The 20,348-nt window shown below is 34.6% G+C and carries 20 protein-coding genes; 11 read left to right on the forward strand and 9 right to left on the reverse strand.

Going from position 1 to position 20,348, the window contains the following annotated elements; translation table 11 throughout:
* Positions 1–113: 113 nt before the first annotated feature.
* The 10 genes from ACFO3N_RS15135 to ACFO3N_RS15180 all read left to right on the forward strand — a co-directional run bounded on the left by ACFO3N_RS15135 (position 114) and on the right by ACFO3N_RS15180 (position 10,450).
* Positions 114–1,340, forward strand: a complete 1,227-nt coding sequence (locus ACFO3N_RS15135; RefSeq protein WP_379798988.1) for a DcaP family trimeric outer membrane transporter — start codon at positions 114–116, stop codon at positions 1,338–1,340.
* A gap of 36 nt (positions 1,341–1,376) precedes the next feature.
* Positions 1,377–2,825, forward strand: coding sequence for an aspartate ammonia-lyase (locus ACFO3N_RS15140; RefSeq protein ID WP_379798990.1), 1,449 nt, complete (start codon positions 1,377–1,379; stop codon positions 2,823–2,825).
* A gap of 25 nt (positions 2,826–2,850) precedes the next feature.
* Positions 2,851–3,918 (forward strand): type II asparaginase, encoded by a 1,068-nt coding sequence (locus ACFO3N_RS15145; RefSeq protein ID WP_379798992.1) that lies wholly within the window; start codon positions 2,851–2,853, stop codon positions 3,916–3,918.
* 55 nt (positions 3,919–3,973) lie between these two features.
* Positions 3,974–4,987, forward strand: coding sequence for a glutaminase A (glsA, locus tag ACFO3N_RS15150; protein ID WP_379798994.1), 1,014 nt, complete (start codon positions 3,974–3,976; stop codon positions 4,985–4,987).
* Positions 4,988–5,039: 52 nt separating this feature from the next.
* The gene (locus ACFO3N_RS15155) at positions 5,040–6,140 is read left to right on the forward strand and encodes an amidohydrolase family protein (RefSeq protein WP_379798996.1); all 1,101 of its coding nucleotides are present in this window, start codon (positions 5,040–5,042) and stop codon (positions 6,138–6,140) included.
* Between the two features lie 50 nt (positions 6,141–6,190).
* Positions 6,191–7,480 carry a hypothetical protein gene (locus ACFO3N_RS15160; RefSeq protein ID WP_379798998.1) on the forward strand — a complete coding sequence of 430 codons (1,290 nt, stop codon included), beginning with the start codon at positions 6,191–6,193 and terminating at the stop codon, positions 7,478–7,480.
* Between the two features lie 82 nt (positions 7,481–7,562).
* Positions 7,563–8,042: a YybH family protein gene (locus ACFO3N_RS15165; RefSeq protein WP_379799000.1), complete on the forward strand. Its 480-nt coding sequence runs from the start codon at positions 7,563–7,565 to the stop codon at positions 8,040–8,042.
* 54 nt (positions 8,043–8,096) lie between these two features.
* On the forward strand, positions 8,097–8,576 hold the full coding sequence (locus ACFO3N_RS15170; protein ID WP_379799002.1) for a hypothetical protein: 480 nt from the start codon (positions 8,097–8,099) through the stop codon (positions 8,574–8,576).
* 76 nt (positions 8,577–8,652) lie between these two features.
* The gene (locus ACFO3N_RS15175; RefSeq protein WP_379799004.1) at positions 8,653–9,720 is read left to right on the forward strand and encodes a hypothetical protein; all 1,068 of its coding nucleotides are present in this window, start codon (positions 8,653–8,655) and stop codon (positions 9,718–9,720) included.
* A 424-nt stretch (positions 9,721–10,144) separates the two neighbouring features.
* On the forward strand, positions 10,145–10,450 hold the full coding sequence (locus tag ACFO3N_RS15180; RefSeq protein WP_379799006.1) for a hypothetical protein: 306 nt from the start codon (positions 10,145–10,147) through the stop codon (positions 10,448–10,450).
* A 390-nt stretch (positions 10,451–10,840) separates the two neighbouring features.
* Here the strand turns inward: ACFO3N_RS15180 and ACFO3N_RS15185 are convergent, their stop codons facing one another.
* The 9 genes from ACFO3N_RS15185 to ACFO3N_RS15225 form a co-directional block, all read right to left on the reverse strand.
* Positions 10,841–11,260 carry an arsenate reductase ArsC gene (locus tag ACFO3N_RS15185; RefSeq protein WP_379799008.1) on the reverse strand — a complete coding sequence of 140 codons (420 nt, stop codon included), beginning with the start codon at positions 11,258–11,260 and terminating at the stop codon, positions 10,841–10,843.
* Positions 11,261–11,391: 131 nt separating this feature from the next.
* On the reverse strand, positions 11,392–11,865 hold the full coding sequence (locus ACFO3N_RS15190; protein ID WP_379799010.1) for a DUF6428 family protein: 474 nt from the start codon (positions 11,863–11,865) through the stop codon (positions 11,392–11,394).
* Positions 11,866–11,924: 59 nt separating this feature from the next.
* Positions 11,925–12,251, reverse strand: coding sequence for an ArsR/SmtB family transcription factor (locus tag ACFO3N_RS15195; protein WP_095928690.1), 327 nt, complete (start codon positions 12,249–12,251; stop codon positions 11,925–11,927).
* Positions 12,252–12,373: 122 nt separating this feature from the next.
* Complete coding sequence (locus ACFO3N_RS15200; protein WP_379799013.1) at positions 12,374–13,474, reverse strand: DUF1214 domain-containing protein; 1,101 nt, start codon at positions 13,472–13,474, stop codon at positions 12,374–12,376.
* Positions 13,475–13,532: 58 nt separating this feature from the next.
* Entirely contained in the window at positions 13,533–14,933 is a 1,401-nt protein-coding gene (locus tag ACFO3N_RS15205; protein WP_379799015.1) for a DUF1254 domain-containing protein, read from the reverse strand.
* Between the two features lie 227 nt (positions 14,934–15,160).
* On the reverse strand, positions 15,161–16,258 hold the full coding sequence (locus ACFO3N_RS15210; protein WP_379799018.1) for an exopolyphosphatase: 1,098 nt from the start codon (positions 16,256–16,258) through the stop codon (positions 15,161–15,163).
* Positions 16,259–16,529: 271 nt separating this feature from the next.
* Positions 16,530–17,069 carry a DUF3575 domain-containing protein gene (locus ACFO3N_RS15215; protein WP_379799021.1) on the reverse strand — a complete coding sequence of 180 codons (540 nt, stop codon included), beginning with the start codon at positions 17,067–17,069 and terminating at the stop codon, positions 16,530–16,532.
* 233 nt (positions 17,070–17,302) lie between these two features.
* Positions 17,303–17,857, reverse strand: a complete 555-nt coding sequence (locus ACFO3N_RS15220; protein WP_379799023.1) for a porin family protein — start codon at positions 17,855–17,857, stop codon at positions 17,303–17,305.
* 88 nt (positions 17,858–17,945) lie between these two features.
* Positions 17,946–19,082, reverse strand: a complete 1,137-nt coding sequence (locus ACFO3N_RS15225) for a helix-turn-helix domain-containing protein (protein ID WP_379799025.1) — start codon at positions 19,080–19,082, stop codon at positions 17,946–17,948.
* Between the two features lie 366 nt (positions 19,083–19,448).
* Here ACFO3N_RS15225 and ACFO3N_RS15230 point away from each other — a divergent pair, with 366 nt between their 5' ends.
* A complete protein-coding gene (locus ACFO3N_RS15230) occupies positions 19,449–20,261 on the forward strand; it encodes a formylglycine-generating enzyme family protein (RefSeq protein WP_379799027.1) in 813 nt (270 codons plus the stop codon).
* Positions 20,262–20,348 lie beyond the last annotated feature (87 nt).

Below are 20,348 nucleotides of genomic sequence, written 5' to 3' on the forward strand. Positions count from 1 at the left end.
AAAAAATTGTACTGACAATATCGATTTTTTAAAATAATGTGATTTTTATTTTAAGCCAGGACTGCAAAAATCAGATTAAGGTTATATCCCATACTAAACAAACTATAATCATTATGAAAAAAAAGTTTTTGCAAATGGCGAAGATGAAGCATCTGGCCATTATAATTTGTTTTCTCATAACAACTTTTGCCCAAGCTCAAGATGAAGGAAATAAGAGCATGGAAATTTACGGTTTTATTATGACCGATATTGGTTATAATTTCAATCAGATACAGCCAGATTGGTACGATGTGGTGAGGCCTACTAAACTGCCAGCCTTCGAAAATCAATACGGACCAGATGGCAGCTACTACGCCTCTGTACGCCAGACCAGATTAGGTTTTAAAAATTACTTTGATACAGGAATTGGCGAATTAAAAACACAGTTTGAGTTTGAATTATTCGGTACGGGTGTCGATGCTGGTCAGACTACTTTTCGTTTGCGTCATGCCTATGCGGAGTTAGGAAAATTTGGAGCAGGACAAACCTGGAGCCCTTTTATGGATATTGGCGTATTCCCAAATTCGCTAGAATATTGGGGACCAACTGGAATGGTGTTTTTTAGAAATATACAAATACGCTATATGCCAATTCAAGGCGATACCCGTTTAACCATTGCATTAGAAAGACCCGGAGCAAGTGCCGATCAGGGAGATTATGCCAATCGTGTGGAACTGCAAGATGTAAAAGCGAGATTTCCATTGCCAGATCTTTCAGCAGAATATCATGTTGGAACAAAATGGGGTTATGTGGAATTAGCAGGTATCGTAAGAAAAATCGAATGGAAAGATCTAAATAATGATCAGTATGATTTGTCTGGAGATGCTGTAGGCTGGGGGCTTAATTTAAGCACGAACATCAATTTTAGTAAAAATGATGTTTTTAGAGGACAGGTTGTGTACGGAGAAGGAATACAAAACTACATGAACGACGCTCCAGTCGATATTGGTATTCAAAACAATTTTGGTAATCCGGTAACGCCTGTAAAAGGTGTTACGCTCCCTTTAATTGGTGTTGTAGCTTTTTTAGATCATACTTGGAGCGAAAAATTTAGTACCGCAATAGGATATTCTATGATTGATATCGATAATTCAGACGGACAGACAGACGATGCTTTTAAAAAGGGACAATATATATTAGGAAATCTTTTATATACGCCCGTTAAAAACTGTATGGTAGGAGTGGAGTTTCAGTGGGGTAATCGTGAAAATTTTAACGATGGATGGAGCACTTCTATAAACAAGCTGCAGTTTTCTTTCAAATATAACTTCTCACAATCATTTTATAAAAAGAATCAATAAAAGCCTCCTGCTTTTAAACCATTAAAAAAAGAAATTATGTATAAAACTGTACAATACCTGATACTGTTCGGATTGTCTGTAAGTACTTTGAATGCTCAGACTCGAACTGAAAAAGATCTTCTAGGAGAAAAACAAATCCCAGCAAATGCTTATTACGGTGTGCAAACTGCTCGCGCTTTAGAAAATTTTCAGATAAGTAGCTTGACTACGCAATCTTATCCTGACTATGTAAAAGCTTTTGCAATGGTTAAACTAGCCGCTGCACGTGCCAATGCTGATGTGGGCCGACTTAAAAAAGACAGGTTGGCTGCTATAGAAAAAGCTTGTCAAGCGGTAATCGACGGCAAATATCATGATCAGTTTTTGGTCGATTTGTATCAAGGTGGAGCCGGTACTTCTGCCAATATGAATGTGAACGAAGTTTTGGCCAATATTGCGCTTGAACTAAGCGGTCATAAAAAAGGAGAATATCAATACATTGAACCTCATGATGATCTTAATATGGGGCAATCTACAAACGATGTGTACCCAACAGCTATAAAAGTAGCCTTACTGCTTCATAATGATAAACTGCTTAAAGAGGCCGACCTTTTGGCTAAAGCTTTCCATAAAAAAGGTGATGAATTTAAAGACATCCTAAAAATGGGAAGAACCGAAGGACAGGATGCTGTACCGATGACGGTTGGGCAGGAGTTTCATGCTTTCGGAAATCAGCTTGATGCAGAAATTAGTGCTTTAAAAAAATCTGAGTCTTTCTTGTGCGAACAGAACATGGGAGCTACAGCTATAGGGACTGGAATTACCGCTTCTCCAGGTTATGCTGAAAAAGTGGCAGCACATCTTGCGAAAATTACAGGAAAACCAATTGTAATGAGCAAAGACCTTATTGCAGCCACAACAAGTCAGCAGGGATTTGTAATGTATTCTTCGACACTTAAAAGTATGGCCGTTGCATTGGCAAAAATAAGCAGTGATTTGATCATTTTGGCTTCTGGACCACGTACAGGATTTTTCGAAATCAATTTGCCAGCACTGCAGCCAGGATCTTCGATTATGCCAGGTAAAGTAAATCCGGTTATGCCAGAACTTATGAATCAGTTGTGCTTTAAAGTGATAGGAAATGATCTGACGGTAACAATGGCTGCCCAATCTGGATTACTGCAATTAAATGCTTTTGAACCTGTTGAAGCCATTGCCATGATGGAATCGCAAGGATTGTTTTTTAAAGCAATGCCTCTCTTTAGAAAAAACTGTATCGATGGTATTACAGTAAACAAAGACATTTTAGCGCATTATATGGACAGAAGCGTTGGCGTGGTAACGGCACTGAATCCTATTTTAGGATATGAAAAAACAACTGAACTGGCCAAAGAAGCACTGGCAACCAATAAAGGAATCTTGGAGCTGATACGCGAAAAGAAATTGCTGACAGAAGATCAGATTAAGAAACTTCTTGATCCAGCAACCTTAACAGGTCAAAAATAACCATCAAACTTAAACTAAAATACCCATGAAATTAAATATATACTTTTGCAGTAAAATATTTTTAGTGATAATGTTGTCACTTAGTATTAGCATGTTCGGGCAGACTAAACCTAAAGTTCTAATCTTGGCAACAGGAGGAACAATTGCGGGTTCTGCTAAAACTGGAGTACAGTCAGGATATACTTCGGGTCAAGTTACCATTGATGCAATGGTAAATGCAATTCCAGATGCTTTAAAAGTGGCAGATATAAAAGGTGAACAAATTGCAAATGTCGGATCTCAAGACATGTCGTTTGAAATTATGATGAAAGTAGCCAATAGAATTAACGAATTGGCCAATAGCAATGATGTAAACGGTTTTGTAATTACACACGGAACCGATACAATGGAAGAAACGGCCTATTTTTTAAATCTAACTACAAAAACAGATAAACCAATAGTACTTGTAGGGTCGATGCGCCCATCAACAGCCATTAGTGCAGACGGACCTTTGAATCTTTATAATGCTATCGCGGTGGCTGGTGATCCTAAAGCAAAAGGACGCGGAGTGCTTTTAGTAATGAACGATTGGATTCATTCGGCACAATCTTTAACAAAGGTGAGCACAACAGCCGTTCAGACTTTCATGTCTCCGCTTCGCGGACTTATCGGTATTACTTCTTACGGAACCAATGATTTCTTTAATTATCCTAGTCAAAAATTTGGGAAATCTTCAGAGTTTGATGTGAAAGGCGTTAGCACTTTTCCACGCGTCGATATTATTTATGCCGATGCCGATATGAAACCAGATTTAATTGATGCTTCGATAGAACGAGGGGCTAAAGGAATTGTTATAGCGGGTGTAGGAAATGGAAATATGAACAAAGCTTCTCTAGATGCTTGCGCACGAGCCAGTAAAAAAGGAATTATTGTAGTTCGAAGCACACGCGTTGCGACTGGACTTGTAAGTCGTAATGTGGAATGCAATGATGATGAACTTGGATTAATTGCTTCATACGCTTTGAATCCGCAGAAATCTAGAATCTTATTGTCAATAGCATTGCTGAAACAGAGAAGTCTTGCTGAACTTCAAAAGATATTTGAAGAATATTAAGCATTGTTTTTAATTCTGAAAGGATTAAAAAAACAAACCAATTAAAAAAAACAAAATGAAAACAAATCTAAAATTAGTAATCCTAATACTCTTGATGCTGATAAACCCATCGTTTAAAGCAGCTGCTCAGAAAGAATTATCCTATCAGGCCGTTATTGATCGCGCTTATGATAAATTCAAAGATCTGAAAGAAGGTAAAAATGCAGATTATATAAAAGAATTGGCCAATGTAGATCCGAACATTTTTGGAATTGCTATTGTAACAGCTGAAGGTAAAGTGTATAGTAAAGGCGATCTAAACCAGCGTGTTTCTATCCAATCTATTTCAAAAGTATTTACGCTCGCGCGTCTTATAGAAGAACAAGGGGCAAGAGTTGTGGCAGACAAAATTGGAGTTGATGCAACTGGTCTTCGTTTTAATTCGATTGTAGCCGTTGAACTTCAGAAAGGAAAAGAAATTAATCCTTTGGTAAATCCGGGAGCAATTGCAGCGGTGAGTCTTATAAAAGGAAATGATTCTCTTGCTAAATGGAAAAACATCTTAGATACACATAATGCTTTTGCAGGAACCAAACTGAAATTGAATATGCCTGTTTATATTAGTGAAGCAGGAGACAATTTGCGAAATCAAGCTATTGCGCACTTATTATTGGCGTATGGTCGAATGTATTTTGACCCTGTTCAATCTACCGATATCTACACCAAACAATGCGCTATTAATGTTAATGCAAAAGAACTTGCGGTTATGGCAGCAACTTTGGCCAATGGAGGTGTAAACCCAATTACGAAAGAGAAAGTAGTTTCGCCAGAAACTTGCGCATTTACAATGGGAATTATGTCTACAGCCGGACTTTATGACGATTCTGGACAATGGCTCTACGCTGTAGGTCTGCCCGCAAAAAGTGGTGTTGGTGGTGGCCTTATTGCAGTCTGTCCGGGTAAATTCGGAATTGCAGTTATTTCGCCTCCGCTTAATGCAGCAGGAAATAGTGTAAAAGCTCAAAAAGCCATTTTTGATATAGCAAAAGACCTGGGTGTAAACCCGTATATCGTTACTCCAAAAAAATAAGTCTTTTATGATTTGGAATCACAACTTAAGTTAAATCAAAACCCGAATAAGTATGCAGACGAAAATAAAACTGATTTTGACGCTGTTTCTTTTATGCATACAGTCTATTGTCTTGTTTGGACAAAAAAAAGAGGACTATTTATTTAATGACAGTCATTTTCATTTGACCAATTATATACAAGAAGGAATTTCTATTGATAAGTTCTTGGAAATTATGGGAAACAAGGTCGGGCGTTCTACCTTATTCGGTATTCCGTTGCAGCAGCAATGGTCTTACCAAAATTCGGGTAATTATAGTCCGACGTATTATTTGCAGACCGATGCTCCTTTGTACTATTATTCTTTTACTGATGCCTTTATTGCCATGCAGTATAAATCGTTAAGTAAAGAGAAACAGGCTCGATTTGATCCGATGATTACAGGATTTAATCCGTCAGATATGTATGCGTACAAACATATTGAGCGTGTGCTGAAAACTTTTCCAGGGGTTTTTACAGGAATTGGAGAATTTTCGATACACAAAGAATTTGTATCTGCAAAAGTATCGGGCGAAGTTGCCAGCTTAACAAATCCTGCTTTAGACAGCATTATGGATTTTGCTGGAAAAGTTGGTCTGGTAGTTATTCTGCATAACGATATGGATATGCCAATGGCCAAACAAAAAACAGAGCCAGTTTATTTGAGTGATATGAGAGATTTGCTCAAACGTCATTCTAAAACCACCATAATCTGGGCGCACATCGGGCTCGGAAGAATTGTTTATCCTGCAGGTTACGGATCTGATTCTTCAACTGATAGACCGCCAAATCATACGGATATTGTGAAAAGCATACTGGACGATCCAGCGTATTCAAACGTTTATTTTGATATTTCTTGGGATGAGGTTGCCAAATACATCGTATCATCGCCAGAAATCATTAAAAAATGCGCCGAGTTAATGGATCAATATCCCGACCGTTTTTTATTTGGAACAGATGTCGTTGCGCCTCCAGATCAAAAATTTTACATGGCGGTTTACGAGAAGTACCAGCCACTTTGGAAAGCTCTCAAACCTGAAACAAGCGAAAAAATTAGAAAACAGAATTATATAAAACTTTTTGATGCCGCGCGTAAAAAAGTACGTGCCTGGGAAGCGGTCAATGTTAAGCAGTAATTTTTATTTGTAAAGTTAAGTTTTCTTAAAAATAATTAAAAGCCATTAATATGAAATCAAGATATATTCTAATAGTATTATTTGTATACCATTTTTCGTGGGGACAAATTATGAATACCACCATGCCAGATAGTACTATTGTAAAAGAATCCGATGAAGGACATCGCGGAGGCACTGGTTTTAAGATCGCAGACGGCAAATATGGTTCAATGACCCTTTCTTTTTATGTTTTAGGCCGATATCTAAATCAAATGGGTATAGATGACAGTTATACCAATCATAACGGAGACGTTATTGCTATTGATAGACGTCAAGACATGCAGTTTCAAAAGGCCAACCTTTATTTTCGAGGCTGGGTTGCCGATCCAAAAATAAGATATACGGTTTTCGTCTGGACCTCAAACGCAACTTTAGGACAAGGTGCACAGGTTGTTGTAGCAGGAAATTTACAATATAAGTTTAATAAATATTTTGAATTAGGAATTGGCATTAATGGTCTGCCGTCTGTTCGTTCTATTTTAGGTCAATGGCCAGAATGGCTCCGATCTGATGCCAGACCAATTGCTGATGAATATTTCAGAGGTTCTTTTACAACTGGTATTTATGCACAGGGTGAAATTGCAAAAAATGTTTACTATAAAGTAATGTTAGGCAACAACCTTAGCCAGTTAGGTGTAGATGCTGGTCAGTTAGACAATAAATTAGATACTTGGAGTGGAGCCATCTGGTGGACAACCCATAATTTCGGGAAAATACCAACCTACGGCGATTACGAAAAACACGATAAAGTGGCCACTATTCTAGGAGGAGCTTTTACGCGAAGCACCGAAAATCGCCAGTCTCAGCCTGATACAGACGCACCCGAAAACTCTCAAATAAGATTATCTGATGGTACAGGTATTTTTTCTTTAAATGCTTTTGCTCCAAATACGCAGGTAATCAATGCAAAGTATCAGATGGCATCTTTTAATACTGGAGTTAAATACAACGGTTTTTCTTTTGATGTAGAATTGTTTATGCGCTGGCTGTCAGATTTTGAAACATCTGGACAAATTCCGGTAACCAAACTCTATGATTCTGGTTTTTCGCTTCAAGGTTCTGCAATGCTTGTGGATAAAAAACTGCAATTGTACAGCACTTATTCTTATATAAATGGAGATTACGGTAAACCGTGGGAAGTAACCTGCGGATTGAATTGGTTTCCTTTTAAAACCAAATTTTTCCGCATAAACCCAGAAGTAATGTACGAAAGTCATTCGCCAGTAGGATATTTAAGTTATCCTACTCAAGTGGGATCAAAAGGAGTAATTGGGATGCTGAACGTCGAATTGAATTATTAAAAAAACTGTATTTACAAACCTATTTTTTGAGTGGCTTGTAGTGGAAAATAAAATTTATATCAACTTGAAAATTTACATGCATATGAAAAATAAAATAATAACAAGAGCGGTTTTCGCAGGGTTCTGTTTTTTATTGGTTTCCTGCAATACAAAAAAAGAAGAGAATGTTGTGATTGATTTAAAACAGGTCAAGAAAGAAATTCAGGCAAAAGAAAATGAATATGCGGCAACATACAATGCTGGCCAGCTAAAAGAGATTGGTTACTATGCAGATGATGCTATTACATTTTATCAAAACAGACCTCCACTAATTGGTAAAGAAGCGAGATACGAATTTTTAAAATCAGATTTGGCCAATAATACCAATATAATATCATTTGAAACCAAAGAAGTTTTTGTCTCTCGCGATGGTAATATGGTTTTAGAAGTAGGCTATTATAAAGTGACAGATTCTACCAAAACACCAATTAATACGGGAAACTATATGAGTTATTTTGAAAAAAGAGATGGCAAATATGTGTGCGTAAGAGACATGAGTGCTTCTGATGGATTAGTAGAATAATTAAGGATTTCCTTTAAAACAACATTCGGCATAATAAATTATAAAATAAAAATTATGAAAAAGATACTATTTATACTCTTGTTGGCTTTTGGATTAAATGCCAATGCGCAAGGTTCTGTTGATGAGATTAAATTAATACAAGACCTTTACGGAAAATCTAAGGCAGAAGTGGTTAAAGAATATTTGGGTTTGACCGATGTACAGGCAGCTGCATTTCAGCCTATTTACGACAAATACGAAACAGAACGTAAAGCTTTAAGTCAGAAGAAGATTCAAATTCTAGAAGATTATGCGAAAAATTATGCCACTTTGAGCGATGCTAAAGCCACAGAATTAACCTCATCCAATTTAAAGTACAATCAAGAAGCTGAAAAACTGCTTGCTAAAACACATTCTAAATTGGTTAAAGCTATTGGCGGAATCAATGCTGCAAAATTTGTACAGCTCGAACAGTATCTGCAAGTAACCATACGAGCCGAAATTCAGAATGCCATTCCTTTTATTGGCGAATTGGATAAAACCAAAGTAAATTAGAAAATTTCTGGGTACAGAATAGAAAGTTTAAAAGAATGATTTTCTACTCTTCTTATTAATATTTTATACTCTTACTATGATAAAGATATTTACAAAATATTTGACAGTTGCATTAATCATGTCTGCCCAGTTGATTTTTTGTCAAGCCGATAAAGATGGACCAGAACTAGGGCTTCCTGGAGACAATCTTGATCTTTATGCTGTGATGAGCTTGTTTCAGAAATCAAAAACCATTGAAGAATTTGAAAAAAATCTGAATCTGGAGAAAACAGGAATCAATAATCTGGATTTGAATCTGGATAAAAAAGTGGACTTTATAAAAGTAGTCACAAAGAAAAATGGTAATTCGTTTACTTTCGTTCTTCAAGTTGCTGTAAACAAAAAAGAAAATCAAGATGTTGCCGTTATTTTGGTTGATAAAGACAAAAATGGAAAGGTAAAAATGCAGATTGTAGGCGATGAGCTGCTGTACGGAAAAGATTATGTCATTGAGCCAGTTGCTAAATCTTCACCAGCAAAAACAGCAAATCCTGCCTATACAGGAGATGAACCCGTACAAAGCGCGCCAGCCGTAACTGCGGTTGTAGTAGAAACGGTGCCCATTGTACAATATGTATATTCACCAGCTTATGTACCCTATTATCCTCCATATTATTACGGATTTTATCCGCCTTACTTCGCCGCTTTTACCGTAATGGCGGTTGGAATTTATCGTCACAACCATTACTACCATCATCATGGTTATCATGGCGGGCATTATCATGGCGGTAATAATGTGATTATTAATAACAGAAACAACTTCAATAATTACAACAATAATAAAATGAGATCTAATACAGTGCGAGACAATTCTGTTAATAACCGATATAATACCAATCGTGGAGGTTCGCGTAATTCTGCAAGCACACGACCATCGACAGGAAACACCAATCGGGCAGGAAATACTAGTGCATCTGGAAGAACCCGCCAGAGTGCATCACCAAGTGCCGGGACTTCAAATCTTAATAGAGGAAGTTCTTCAAACTCCAATTTTAATAGAGGAGGAGGTGCTTCATCAAGACCAAGCGCAGGACAAATGGGAGGCGGATCTCGTAGTATGGGAGGCGGTGGCTTCGGTGGCGGAGGCGGCGGAAGAAGAAGATAAACGACGTTTTTTATAATGTTTCATCAGAAAATGCGTAAGTCCTTTTGGATTTGCGCATTTTTGGTTTTTATATATAATGAAGTCATGTTTAAAAATACAAACCAGATTTTTGAAGCAACTCATTCCGTAGGAATGTTTCGTCGGTAGAAACGAGATTTGAATCAAAAATATACGTTCCGTAGGAACGTCTCGTTGGTAGAATTTAAATATGAACCATGATTATACGTTCCGTAGGAACGTTTGATTGGTAAAATTTTCGCAAATCAGGTGTCCCTACAGGACACAATGCAAAACGATATTATTTTTTTTTCTACCGACGAGATATTCCTAACGGAATATTAAGCATTGTTATCATATAAGATAACCGATTAGTGAAAATATATTATGACATTTGAATTATTGAAAATGATATAAAATTCAAAGAATGGAAGCGGTAGAAATAGAGTACCTAAAAAAACAATCAGCTCAATATTTAAATATTTTAAAATCGGCTGATAAAGGTTACAACGCAGAAATCAATGTTTTAAATTACTCCGAATTAGGCTGTGTAATAACAAATATGCTAAAACTGTGTATTTTGGCATTAGAACAAGATAATGGACAAAAGCTGTCTATAGATGTTGGATTGGTTTTGGAACAAGCGCTTCAATTATTTCCAACAGATGAAATGGAATTGTTGGATATCATTAATGAAATGCAGATTAAAGAATCTAGTGTTGAGGTTAAGTAAAAAAGCTCCAAATACATTTGAAGCTATTCATTCCGTAGGAATGTCTCATAGGTAGAAATGAATTTGAATTGTGCTCCAGCGGAGCAAAATATTTGTAGAAATTCCAAACCCCATGATCAAAAAGCTCCAGAGGAGTGACATTAAATTATGTTGATTCCATATGAATGTTTCGTTGGTAGAAATAAGATTGAATCAGAAATATACGTTCCGTAGGAACGTCTCGTTGGTAAAAATTAAATATGAACCATGATTATACGTTCCGTAGGAACGTTTGATTAATTGAACGTATTTTTTATTTCCCTAAAATCAGGTGTCCCTACAGGACACACTGCAAAACAATATTATTTTTTTTCTACCGACGAGATATTCCTAACGGAATATTAAATAATGTTAATTTAAATTTTCTGCGACAAAATTTTTGCAATACTCTTTTATCAGCTCTCTAACGCTTCTAAATTGCTCCATGATTTCAGAATCTGTTCCTGTTGCTTTTGCAGGATCAGGAAAGTTGTAATGATATTTAACAGCGTTGGTTGGAAAAAACGGGCATCGCTCTTTAGCATTATCACAAACCGTAATGACAAAGTCAAAATCGATATCAGTATATTCATCAATCTTATTCGATGTATGATTTGAAATATCTATTCCATCCTCTTTCATTATGGAAATAGCTTTTGGATTAACGCCATGAGTTTCTACACCAGCGCTGTAAACCTCAGCTTTATTTCCTGCAAAAAATTTCATGTAGCCTTCAGCAATCTGACTTCTACAGCTATTGCCTGTACAAAGTATTAATATTTTCTTTTTCATAATTAAACAAATAACCAAATGATATTTATGATGCAGAATTTGGGTTCAAAACCGAAAATGAGCTGCAGTAAAATAACAGATGAGGTTATTATAATTGGTTTCTTGTATTTAAAGATTTGTTCTTTCATTTTTTAGCAGCATCCTGAATTTGGAGTACAGCATGAAGCATTGTCATTGGTTAGTTGAGTAAGATTGATCTTTTGTTTCTCAGCTGGAATACCACACGCATCTTGTGCTAAACAAGCCGTTGTTTTATTTTTTAGAATAAACGTTTTTCCATTAAATTCTAAATCATATTTACCAATTGTATTGCTTTGGTATTCTACTTCAATTTCTAAGTCTTCGATGTTTAGTTTATCCTCAGACAGCTGAATGATGTTCAATAGTTTATTAGGTTTTAAACGATGTTCAAAATCGTTAGCATCCCAAAGCTGAAAGTTTACTGCTTTTTCATTTCTGATTACGCCGCCGCAATCAATAAAATTTTTGGTAATTACCCCAACTTCTGTCACATGAAAATGTTCTGGTACAAAAGTTCCATTTTCTAATTGAAATTCAACATTATCTAATGTTGGTAAAATCTGTTTTATTTCTGATAATTTCATCTTGTTTTCATTTATTTGTTAATTGCAATATTGCGATATAGTTAGTCAAAAAAAATGTTTTAGCAACATTTTGATTTTGAAATGGTTTGTGTGATGTTTAAAAAATAGGAGTTTAAAATATCAATTGTTTTTTCATCAATACAATAGCAAATTGCATTTCCAGAAATATTTCCTTTAATGATACCAGCGTTTTTCAACTCTTTTAGATGCTGAGAAACGGTAGGCTGGGCAAGAGGCAATTCGTTTACAATATCGCCGCAAATACATTCATTTACTTGCAGTAAATATTCGATTATAGCAATTCTTGCAGGATGCCCTAATGCTTTAGCAATTGTAGCAATTTGATTTTGTGCGTCTGTAAAATGTTCTGTTTTAGTTGCTCCCATAATAAACATATTAATATTGCAATATTACGATATAGTTTTTAAATGATGAAACTTTTAAGAGGTTAATTTAAAGTAAAAAGCTCCAGATTTCTCTGAAGCCGTAATTTTATTGATGCTGGTATTTATTTAACTTCAACCGCTTCAGGAAATTTCCATGAGCCATTAAGTATCTCTTTGTGCGGACGATACAGTCTAACCCAATAATTCCAACCTGCAGCAACAGGAATACAATTTGGTGTTTTTCCGTCACAGCCTCCAAACTGAATAGTGATCGATCCGTCAGCATTTTTTTTTGCTGTAATGTTATTTAAGGTATACATATTAAGATCGTTTTTTTCAAAATAACCTTCTTTATTGTATACGCTTATAGACCAAAATCCATCAACAGGAACATTTTTAACTTTAAGTTTATAGACCGTTTTTCCGTCATTTTTTTTAGGATAAACAGAAAGATAAAGTGCATCTTTTTCTGGATTTCCACCCCATCCTGTTGCACTTCCTAATAAATGGCGTGTTTCATCAATTTTACCTTTTAAGCCAAACATTCCTTTTGTATCAGTTAATTTTTTAGAAACACCAATTAAAGAATCTCTAACTTTCTTTTGACTCACAAGGTCCCAATTTGGAACCGAAAAAGTTCCTTTATCTTTTTGGCTAATTTTAATTGCGTCTTGCAATGCTGTAACTTTCGGTAAATCATTAGGATCGTTAGGATCAATAAAAGTTCTTATTCCTAACATCAGATAACGAGTTCCGATTTTTTCCTTTGTAAAAGTAAAAGTTCCAGGAGCGTAATACGTTTCAGAATATTGATCTTCGTCGATAGTCTGCATAGACATAAAACGTTTTCCGGGATCTGGCAGTGTAACGGTTATTGGTCCAGCATCGAGATCATAAACTCCAGAAGAATACAATACATCTCGGTTAGCACGAATTACAGCTTGTTTGTCAATTGGCATTAAAGTTCTATAATGATGTATATTTCCAATACCACCAGCATCTTTAACCGAAGTTGTAAAGTAGAGATCTGTTTCTGCGCGGTTAAAATTTGCAGCAGTAACGGGAACACTATTTTTTTGTGCGACTGAATCAGAAGTCACAGCAGTAGAATCTTTTAATGTAGAAGAATCTGTTTCTGATTTGTCATTATTTTGTTTGCAGGAAGAAATCAATAATGATATCGTAACTAGAAATATTCCTGATAGTAATTTGTAATTTTTCATGTTATTTGAAATTAAAATTAGAAAAATGGTTATGATTTTATTTCTGAAATTATGATTTTCATTTTGCAATTTCTGGAAGAGGCATTTTCCAGATATTATTAATAACGTTTGGCTGCGGACCGTAAATTCTCATTACAAACATGAATTTTTCATCTTTAGGTGTTGGAAGCCAGTTGCTTTCTTTATCTTTTCCAGGAGAAGTACTTTGCAGATAAATAACTAAATCTCCGTTTGACTCATATTTTAAACCTTTGGTTTTATTGCCAATAGAATATCTGTTAATTGGGTTTGAAATCAGAAAACGTTTTGGAAGATTATACATGGTGATGCTCCAAAAGTATTTGGCTTCAGGCAACTGATCTTTAGTAAATTTTAATACATATTTATTGTTTCCTAAAAGCTGCTGATTGTTTTTATCAACGTTACTTCCAGTATAAACAGCTTCCTCTTTGGTGTTTCCATAAATTCCAGCAGCTGCGGCAATTGCACGGTTCAGAAAATTGTTTTTAAGTTCTGCGCGCGTGCCAAAAAGGCTTCCCGCATCTTTGACATTATCTATTTTAGAGTTCAGTTCTTGTTTGGCTTCGGCAATTCCTTTTTCAATTGCTTTTATCGTTTCTGGCGAGTATTTTGAATTGTCAAAAGGTTGTCCTGGCACAATTCCAATTTTGGCAAAACGTTTTCTCAGTTCTTTTTCGCTGCTATCTTCGTTTGCATATTGTAATAAAGCATTTAGCGCACTGATAAATTGAAGTGAACCATAATCGCTTTCTTTCCAGACTGGCAGAGGGAGATTGTATTTTTTTATAGGAGGAGCAGGCTGTTTTGTATATTCATGCAACGGAATTAATTTATATTGTGCCTGTATTTTTTTAAGATTTGATACATCGGCTGGATTGTGCAACTGAGTACGGCCTACGAGATATATTAAATTGGTTTCAGAATGTAAAACCTTATCAATGCCTTTAGGAGTTTCTCCTTTCCAATCTGGTCCTGCAATGAGGTATTTACCTGCATTATTGCCAGTTGCTCTTGATCCTACATATTCAAAATTGAAGGTGTAGAGATCTACCAACTGCATTACATAATATCGGTCGTTTTCTATTTTTGGCACTTCAAGAATAACAGGCTCGTCTGAAACATTAATCGGTGCCATTGAATACGGAGTATCGTTATTGATGGTTATGATTAAAGTATCTGCGGGAGTTGCGCTTGTAGCGACGCTTTTGAATTTGTTAAATCCTGAATATTCTTTGGCTTCTTTATTGATTGCACTGGAGTAAATAGCTTTGTAATTATAAAATATTGGATAGCCGTATATCCAGGCTTCTTTTGCAATAGCAGTTATGGAGTCAGTAGACAGTGCAGTTGCTGTTTCTTGATTATCTTTTGATGGTTCTTTCTTGCAGGCAGTTACTGCCAAAAGAGTTACGATAAAAAAAGTGGTTAAATTTTTCATAATCGGGAGATTTTTATGTTGTGTAAGATTTTTTCCTGATTTTTAAAATTAGAGTTTAAAAGAAAAACTAGGCTTTTTTGAATGGTAAATGTGGTTGCAAATTATAAGTTGCAACCATTTTGAAATAGTACAAGTTAAAAATACCAGTATGTTTTAAATTGAAATGAGAAGCAATAAAAAAAGCCTCAGATTTCTCTGAGGCTTTATAATATTGAAAAAAATACTTTTTAGAAATTAGTATTTATTTTTTTAGAACGATCTGCAATATAAGAGATTAACCAGATTACCTGTCCTTCTTTTACAAAGAAAATTTTCTTTGTTGCATAGTCTGGAATACTTTCAAGACAAGTTACAAGGATGTTGTTTGCCGAAATCAAGTATTTTTGGTCGTAAGTGCTTAAAACTCTCGCAGCTTCTTTATTTGTTTTGGCAAGATTAGTAAACTTGTTAAAGTTGTTTTTAAGAATAGCATCATAATCGATAACATCTTGAAGAGTTAAGGCAACATAATGCTCTTTATTCACATTTTCGTCATAGAAAAGAGTTGAAAACGCCCAAACAGCGCCACCAGATAAGTATAATTTATCCTTTTTAGCCAAAGGAGGATTCGCATCAAATAATTCTTTTGTCTTTTTACGTAGAATTACATTATAATCAAAAGATTTCTCTTGGTAAGTAGACATATCGTTTACCTGACTTTTGTTTACTACCGTTTTTTCTACAGCATCAGTAAGTGTCATTGTACCAAAACTAAGCTCTAAAGGAATAAATTCTAATTTACCGTCTTTAAGTTCGTCAATATAACCTCCTTTTGTAGTTTGAGCACCAATATCTAGAAGGAAAGCATTAGCAAAGTCAACAGGCGGTATAGCACCTTTTACAAGTGTTTTTGCTTCTTCGTTAACATCTAATACTTCTAATTGTTTTCCAGTTAAAATCGCAATTTTATTTTTTAAAACATCTAAGTTACGTGCAGAAGCAAAAACAGGAGCCGCTACAACAAAAATGTTTTCCTCAAGAATTTTGTTTTCAGCTTTAATTCTTTGCAATTGGTTAGTAACGATAACACTAGTTCTAGTGATATCTTCTTGTGTAAGTTCACCGTTAGCGGTAATATGGTCAGCAAACGGAATTCTTTCTGTCCAGAAAGAAAGAATTTTGTAATCAGCTTTTCTGATGTTATTTACATCAATTACAGAAACTTTTATGGCTCTACGTCCAATTTCGATTCCAGCGTAAACACTTTTTTGAGAAAATAAATTGACAGAAAAAAATAAGGCTAAAACGGCAAAAAATAAGAATTTGGGGTTGTGTTTGTTTTGCATTGTATTGAATTGTAATTATAATATAATTTGTTTTTAAGAAATTTTAAAGTTGTTTTTGTGGTATTGATATGAAAATCACAATTTTGGAATAAAAACTAATCGTTTCATTACGGAATTGCAAATTTAAGAAAACATTTAATAATATAAAATCAGTTATTAAGAAAACATGATATTAAATTATTGTAAAGAAATAACGGGTTTTATATAGATAAAGTATATTTATAAAAAAAGCTTCAGATTTCTCCGAAGCTTTTAGTAGGTTTATATTTTATTAAAACCGATATCCAGCACTCAAGCCAAATTTTGCAACAATAGTATGATCTGTTTTATCAGCATTGATTAATATACCGCCATAGCCAAGATTTGCTTCAAAAAGAAATCCGCTTTTACTGACCCATTTCCAGCCTCCGCCAGCACCGAGAGCAAAATTAATAACGTCGGGATTCTCGGTATATATCGAGTGATCTTCTGAAGCGTATATTTTTTTGCCATCTGTTGAAGCCAGCATTCCAAATCCTTCAACAAACCAGCCCGACGCGTATTTTTCACCAAAATATCTTCTGTAGTATGGAGATATTGCATAATTTAAATCCTTTTCATTTTTTGTATTATCAAACACATAATAAAAAGAAAGTCCTAATGATGAATTATGATTTAAATGTCTTTCGTAAGTGGTCTGAAAAGATTGCCATAGAGGAGCAATTGCATTTAATTTGATTTCATTATTTTTCTGATAAGGATCGATTTCATTTTGGGCATTTACCGAATAAAAAGCAAACAAAATGATAAGGAGTAAATAGTTTTTTTTCATAAAAAGAGATTTGAATTATTTGATTCCAAAAATCATATAAGAAAAATTAGGAAGGGTTTCAAAAACTCGAAATTGGATAAATTGGCACTTATTTACGAGATTATATTTGATAGTTAATAACAAATCCAGAGATATTTACGAAGTATTATTAGAATGCATTTTTTGCTTTTCTGACTTTAATAAACAAAAAAGACACCACTCGAAAGCGGTGTCTTTTTTAAGATTATGATGTTTTATAAAAAGAAGTAACCAACAGATACTTGAAATACTCCGTTTTTATTTTTATCAGACGAGTTCTCCAAATTATTAATATTAGTTAGACCCAAATTATATCTTACGCCAAAATTTAGTCCATTTTCTAGTTTGTAGCCTAAGCCAAAATTAACGCCAAAATCAAAAGTATTGAAGGAATCTTTTACATCTGTTTTTTCATTTTTAGCAGAAAGTAAAAAACCTATTTGCGGTCCAGCTTCAAGACTCAATCCTTTTGTCACATAGTATTTTCCCATTAAAGGAATGTTCAGGTAATTCATAGCAACAACATCATTATTAAAACTATATCCTTGACGAGAATACATTATTTCGGGTTGAAAAGAAAATTTTTCAGAAATTGGAATTTCTGACATAACACCAATGTTATACGATGTTACAAAATCAGCATTTTCGGTATTATCTTCACTGATAGTTGCAAAGTTTAAACCCGCTTTACCTCCAAATTTAATTTCTTGGGCATTAACATTTGCAAATCCTAAAACTGTAAAAACAGCTAGCAATAAAATTTTTTTCATAAAAATTGATTTGAATTATTTGAAGCCAAAATTCAAAAAAGCAAAATTAGATGAGGTTTCAAAAGCTTAAAAGTGGATAAATTGGTACTTATTTGAGGTTGTTTTTATATTCATTTGGTGTTTGGCCAGTAACTTTTTTAAAAGCTTTATAAAAAGTGGTTTTGGATGTAAAGCCAGATTCTAGACCCATTGCAAGCAAATTATAGTTTTCATATTCAGAATTTGAAATCATTTCCTTAACCGCTTCAACCCGATATTTGTTGATGTAGTTGGCAAAGTTATCTTCTGTTATTGTGTTTACAATTAGAGAAACATATCCTGGGCTTATACCTAATTTTTCGGCAACTTTTTCTCTGTTTAATGTACTGTCAGTATAAATGTGTTGTTCCTTGCAAAAAAGTTCTAGTTCTTGAAAGTAAAGATTATCTGCCGTGATAGATTCGCTATATTCTTCTCGAGTGTCATTTTCTATAATTTGAAGATGGGCGGGCGAAATGGCTAAATCTCTGTTTAAAAAATTGTAAACTGCTTCATGGTCTTTGGCCAGTTTGTATTTGTAAATACCGATATAAGCAGTCCAATGAATTATGAATGTGGCAAAAAAAGCCAAGATGCTCATCGTTGCAGAAAGGTCAAATGGAAAAATCTTGTTGGCTAGGGCAATAATAAGAAAAGCGAATAATGATGAAGAAACAATTGTTAATAGGATAAAGATCCAATTTTTCTCCTGAGGATCTTTTAAATGTCTTAGCATAAAATAAGAGTAACACAGCAAAAAAGGCATGAATGTAATGGCTAACACAAGATGAATCAGACCAAGTATTTTGAGCAGGCCAGAGCCGGATTCTGGAATAGTATAAAGTCCTGCAATACGATCCAGGTCGCACGCAATATTAAGGATAGCGGTATACGCAAAGGGTATAAAATACAAATAAGATTTTTGCTTGCTTTTTACAGAATCATCAATTCGGTTTATAATAAACAGGAATATAAAAGCGGGTATTAGAAATGTCCATTCGATATGATCAATAAAGCGAAGGAAAGGATATGGGGTAAATGCATCTTCAACCTCAAAAACATGATTCAGTAAAATAATGGAAAGTGTAAAAAGCAAACCTGCCAGATATTTATTTGAATTACTATTGAAAATGGAAGACTTTAAAATAATAAAGCCTAAAACTATTCCCTGAAAAACCGCAATATTTAAAAGTGTGGTATAAATCACGTTTTGGTATTTAGTTGTTTTTAAGTTTTGTTTTTGGATTGTAATTCGAATGACGCTATTTTTTAAAATATAGCTAATTTCATATTAAATGACAGGACGAATTTATAGTAATGCAAATTGTTTTCTTAGCAGATTAAGAAATGATTAACTAAAATTATGAAAGAATTATAAGATTTTGGTCTAGGGTGACAGGGAGGTTTATTGGAAAAATTTTATTTGGAAAAGGCAAAAAAGTTTAGGATTTTTTTAAGAGATTTTGCCTTTGTAGCATGGAGTTTTGTTTCTTTAAAGTATTGTAGTATTATCTAAATTTGGATAGATTTGTGTAGTTGTCAGATATAGTGACAGTAATTTTAAGGAAACCATATGAAAACACAATTACTTATAATCTTTCTTGGACTTTTGGTGTTTACTTCCTGTAAAGAGGATAATGCTGACTGGATTTTCGTAGAGGGTGGCACTTTTGAACAAGGCAAAAACCAAATGGTCATTAGCCCCAAAGGAGACACCATAAATGGTTTTACGAGTCCGCACCGAATGGTTGAACTAGATAATTTTTATATAAGTAAATATGAAATAACGGTTAAGCAGTTTAGGGAGTTTTGTGAAAAAACGGGAAGAAAAATGCCAGACGCACCTATAGAAAATGCACATGGAGTAAAAGTATATTATAAATGGATAGACGAAAATCCGATGCTTGCCACTTGGGATGAAGCAAATGATTATGCAAAATGGGCAGGAGGAAGATTACCAACAGAAGCAGAGTGGGAGTACGCTGCAAAAGGTGGAAAGAAAACTAAAAACTACAAATATAGCGGCAGTAATAATCCAATTGAAATTGGTTGGGTAAAAGAAAACTCAGATAGTATTTTTCATAAAGTGGGACTTCTTAAACCTAATGAACTAGGAATTTATGATATGACTGGGAATGTTGGGGAATGGGTTTCTGATTGGTACAATCCTGAAAAGGATAGCTTAGTAAGCAAACACAATCCTCAAGGACCACCAGAAGGAGAAGGATCATATAAAATCTCGAAAGGTGTAAGTTGGTTTTACGAAACCCAAAGTGCAGATGGAAAACCATTAGAATACGGAATTCACATGCCGGAAGTGAGATACCAATCTCCAAAAGACACACGAAACGATGGATTTGGATTTAGAATCGCAAAAGACAAATAAAATTACGGGCAACAGTTATTACAATAGTTTTAGGTAATATCCTTAATGGAAAATAGCTTTATAATTGGATGATTATAAAATTAGCGC

The organism is Flavobacterium chungangensis (assembly GCF_042654045.1).
Taxonomy (GTDB): Bacteria; Bacteroidota; Bacteroidia; order Flavobacteriales; family Flavobacteriaceae; genus Flavobacterium; species Flavobacterium chungangensis.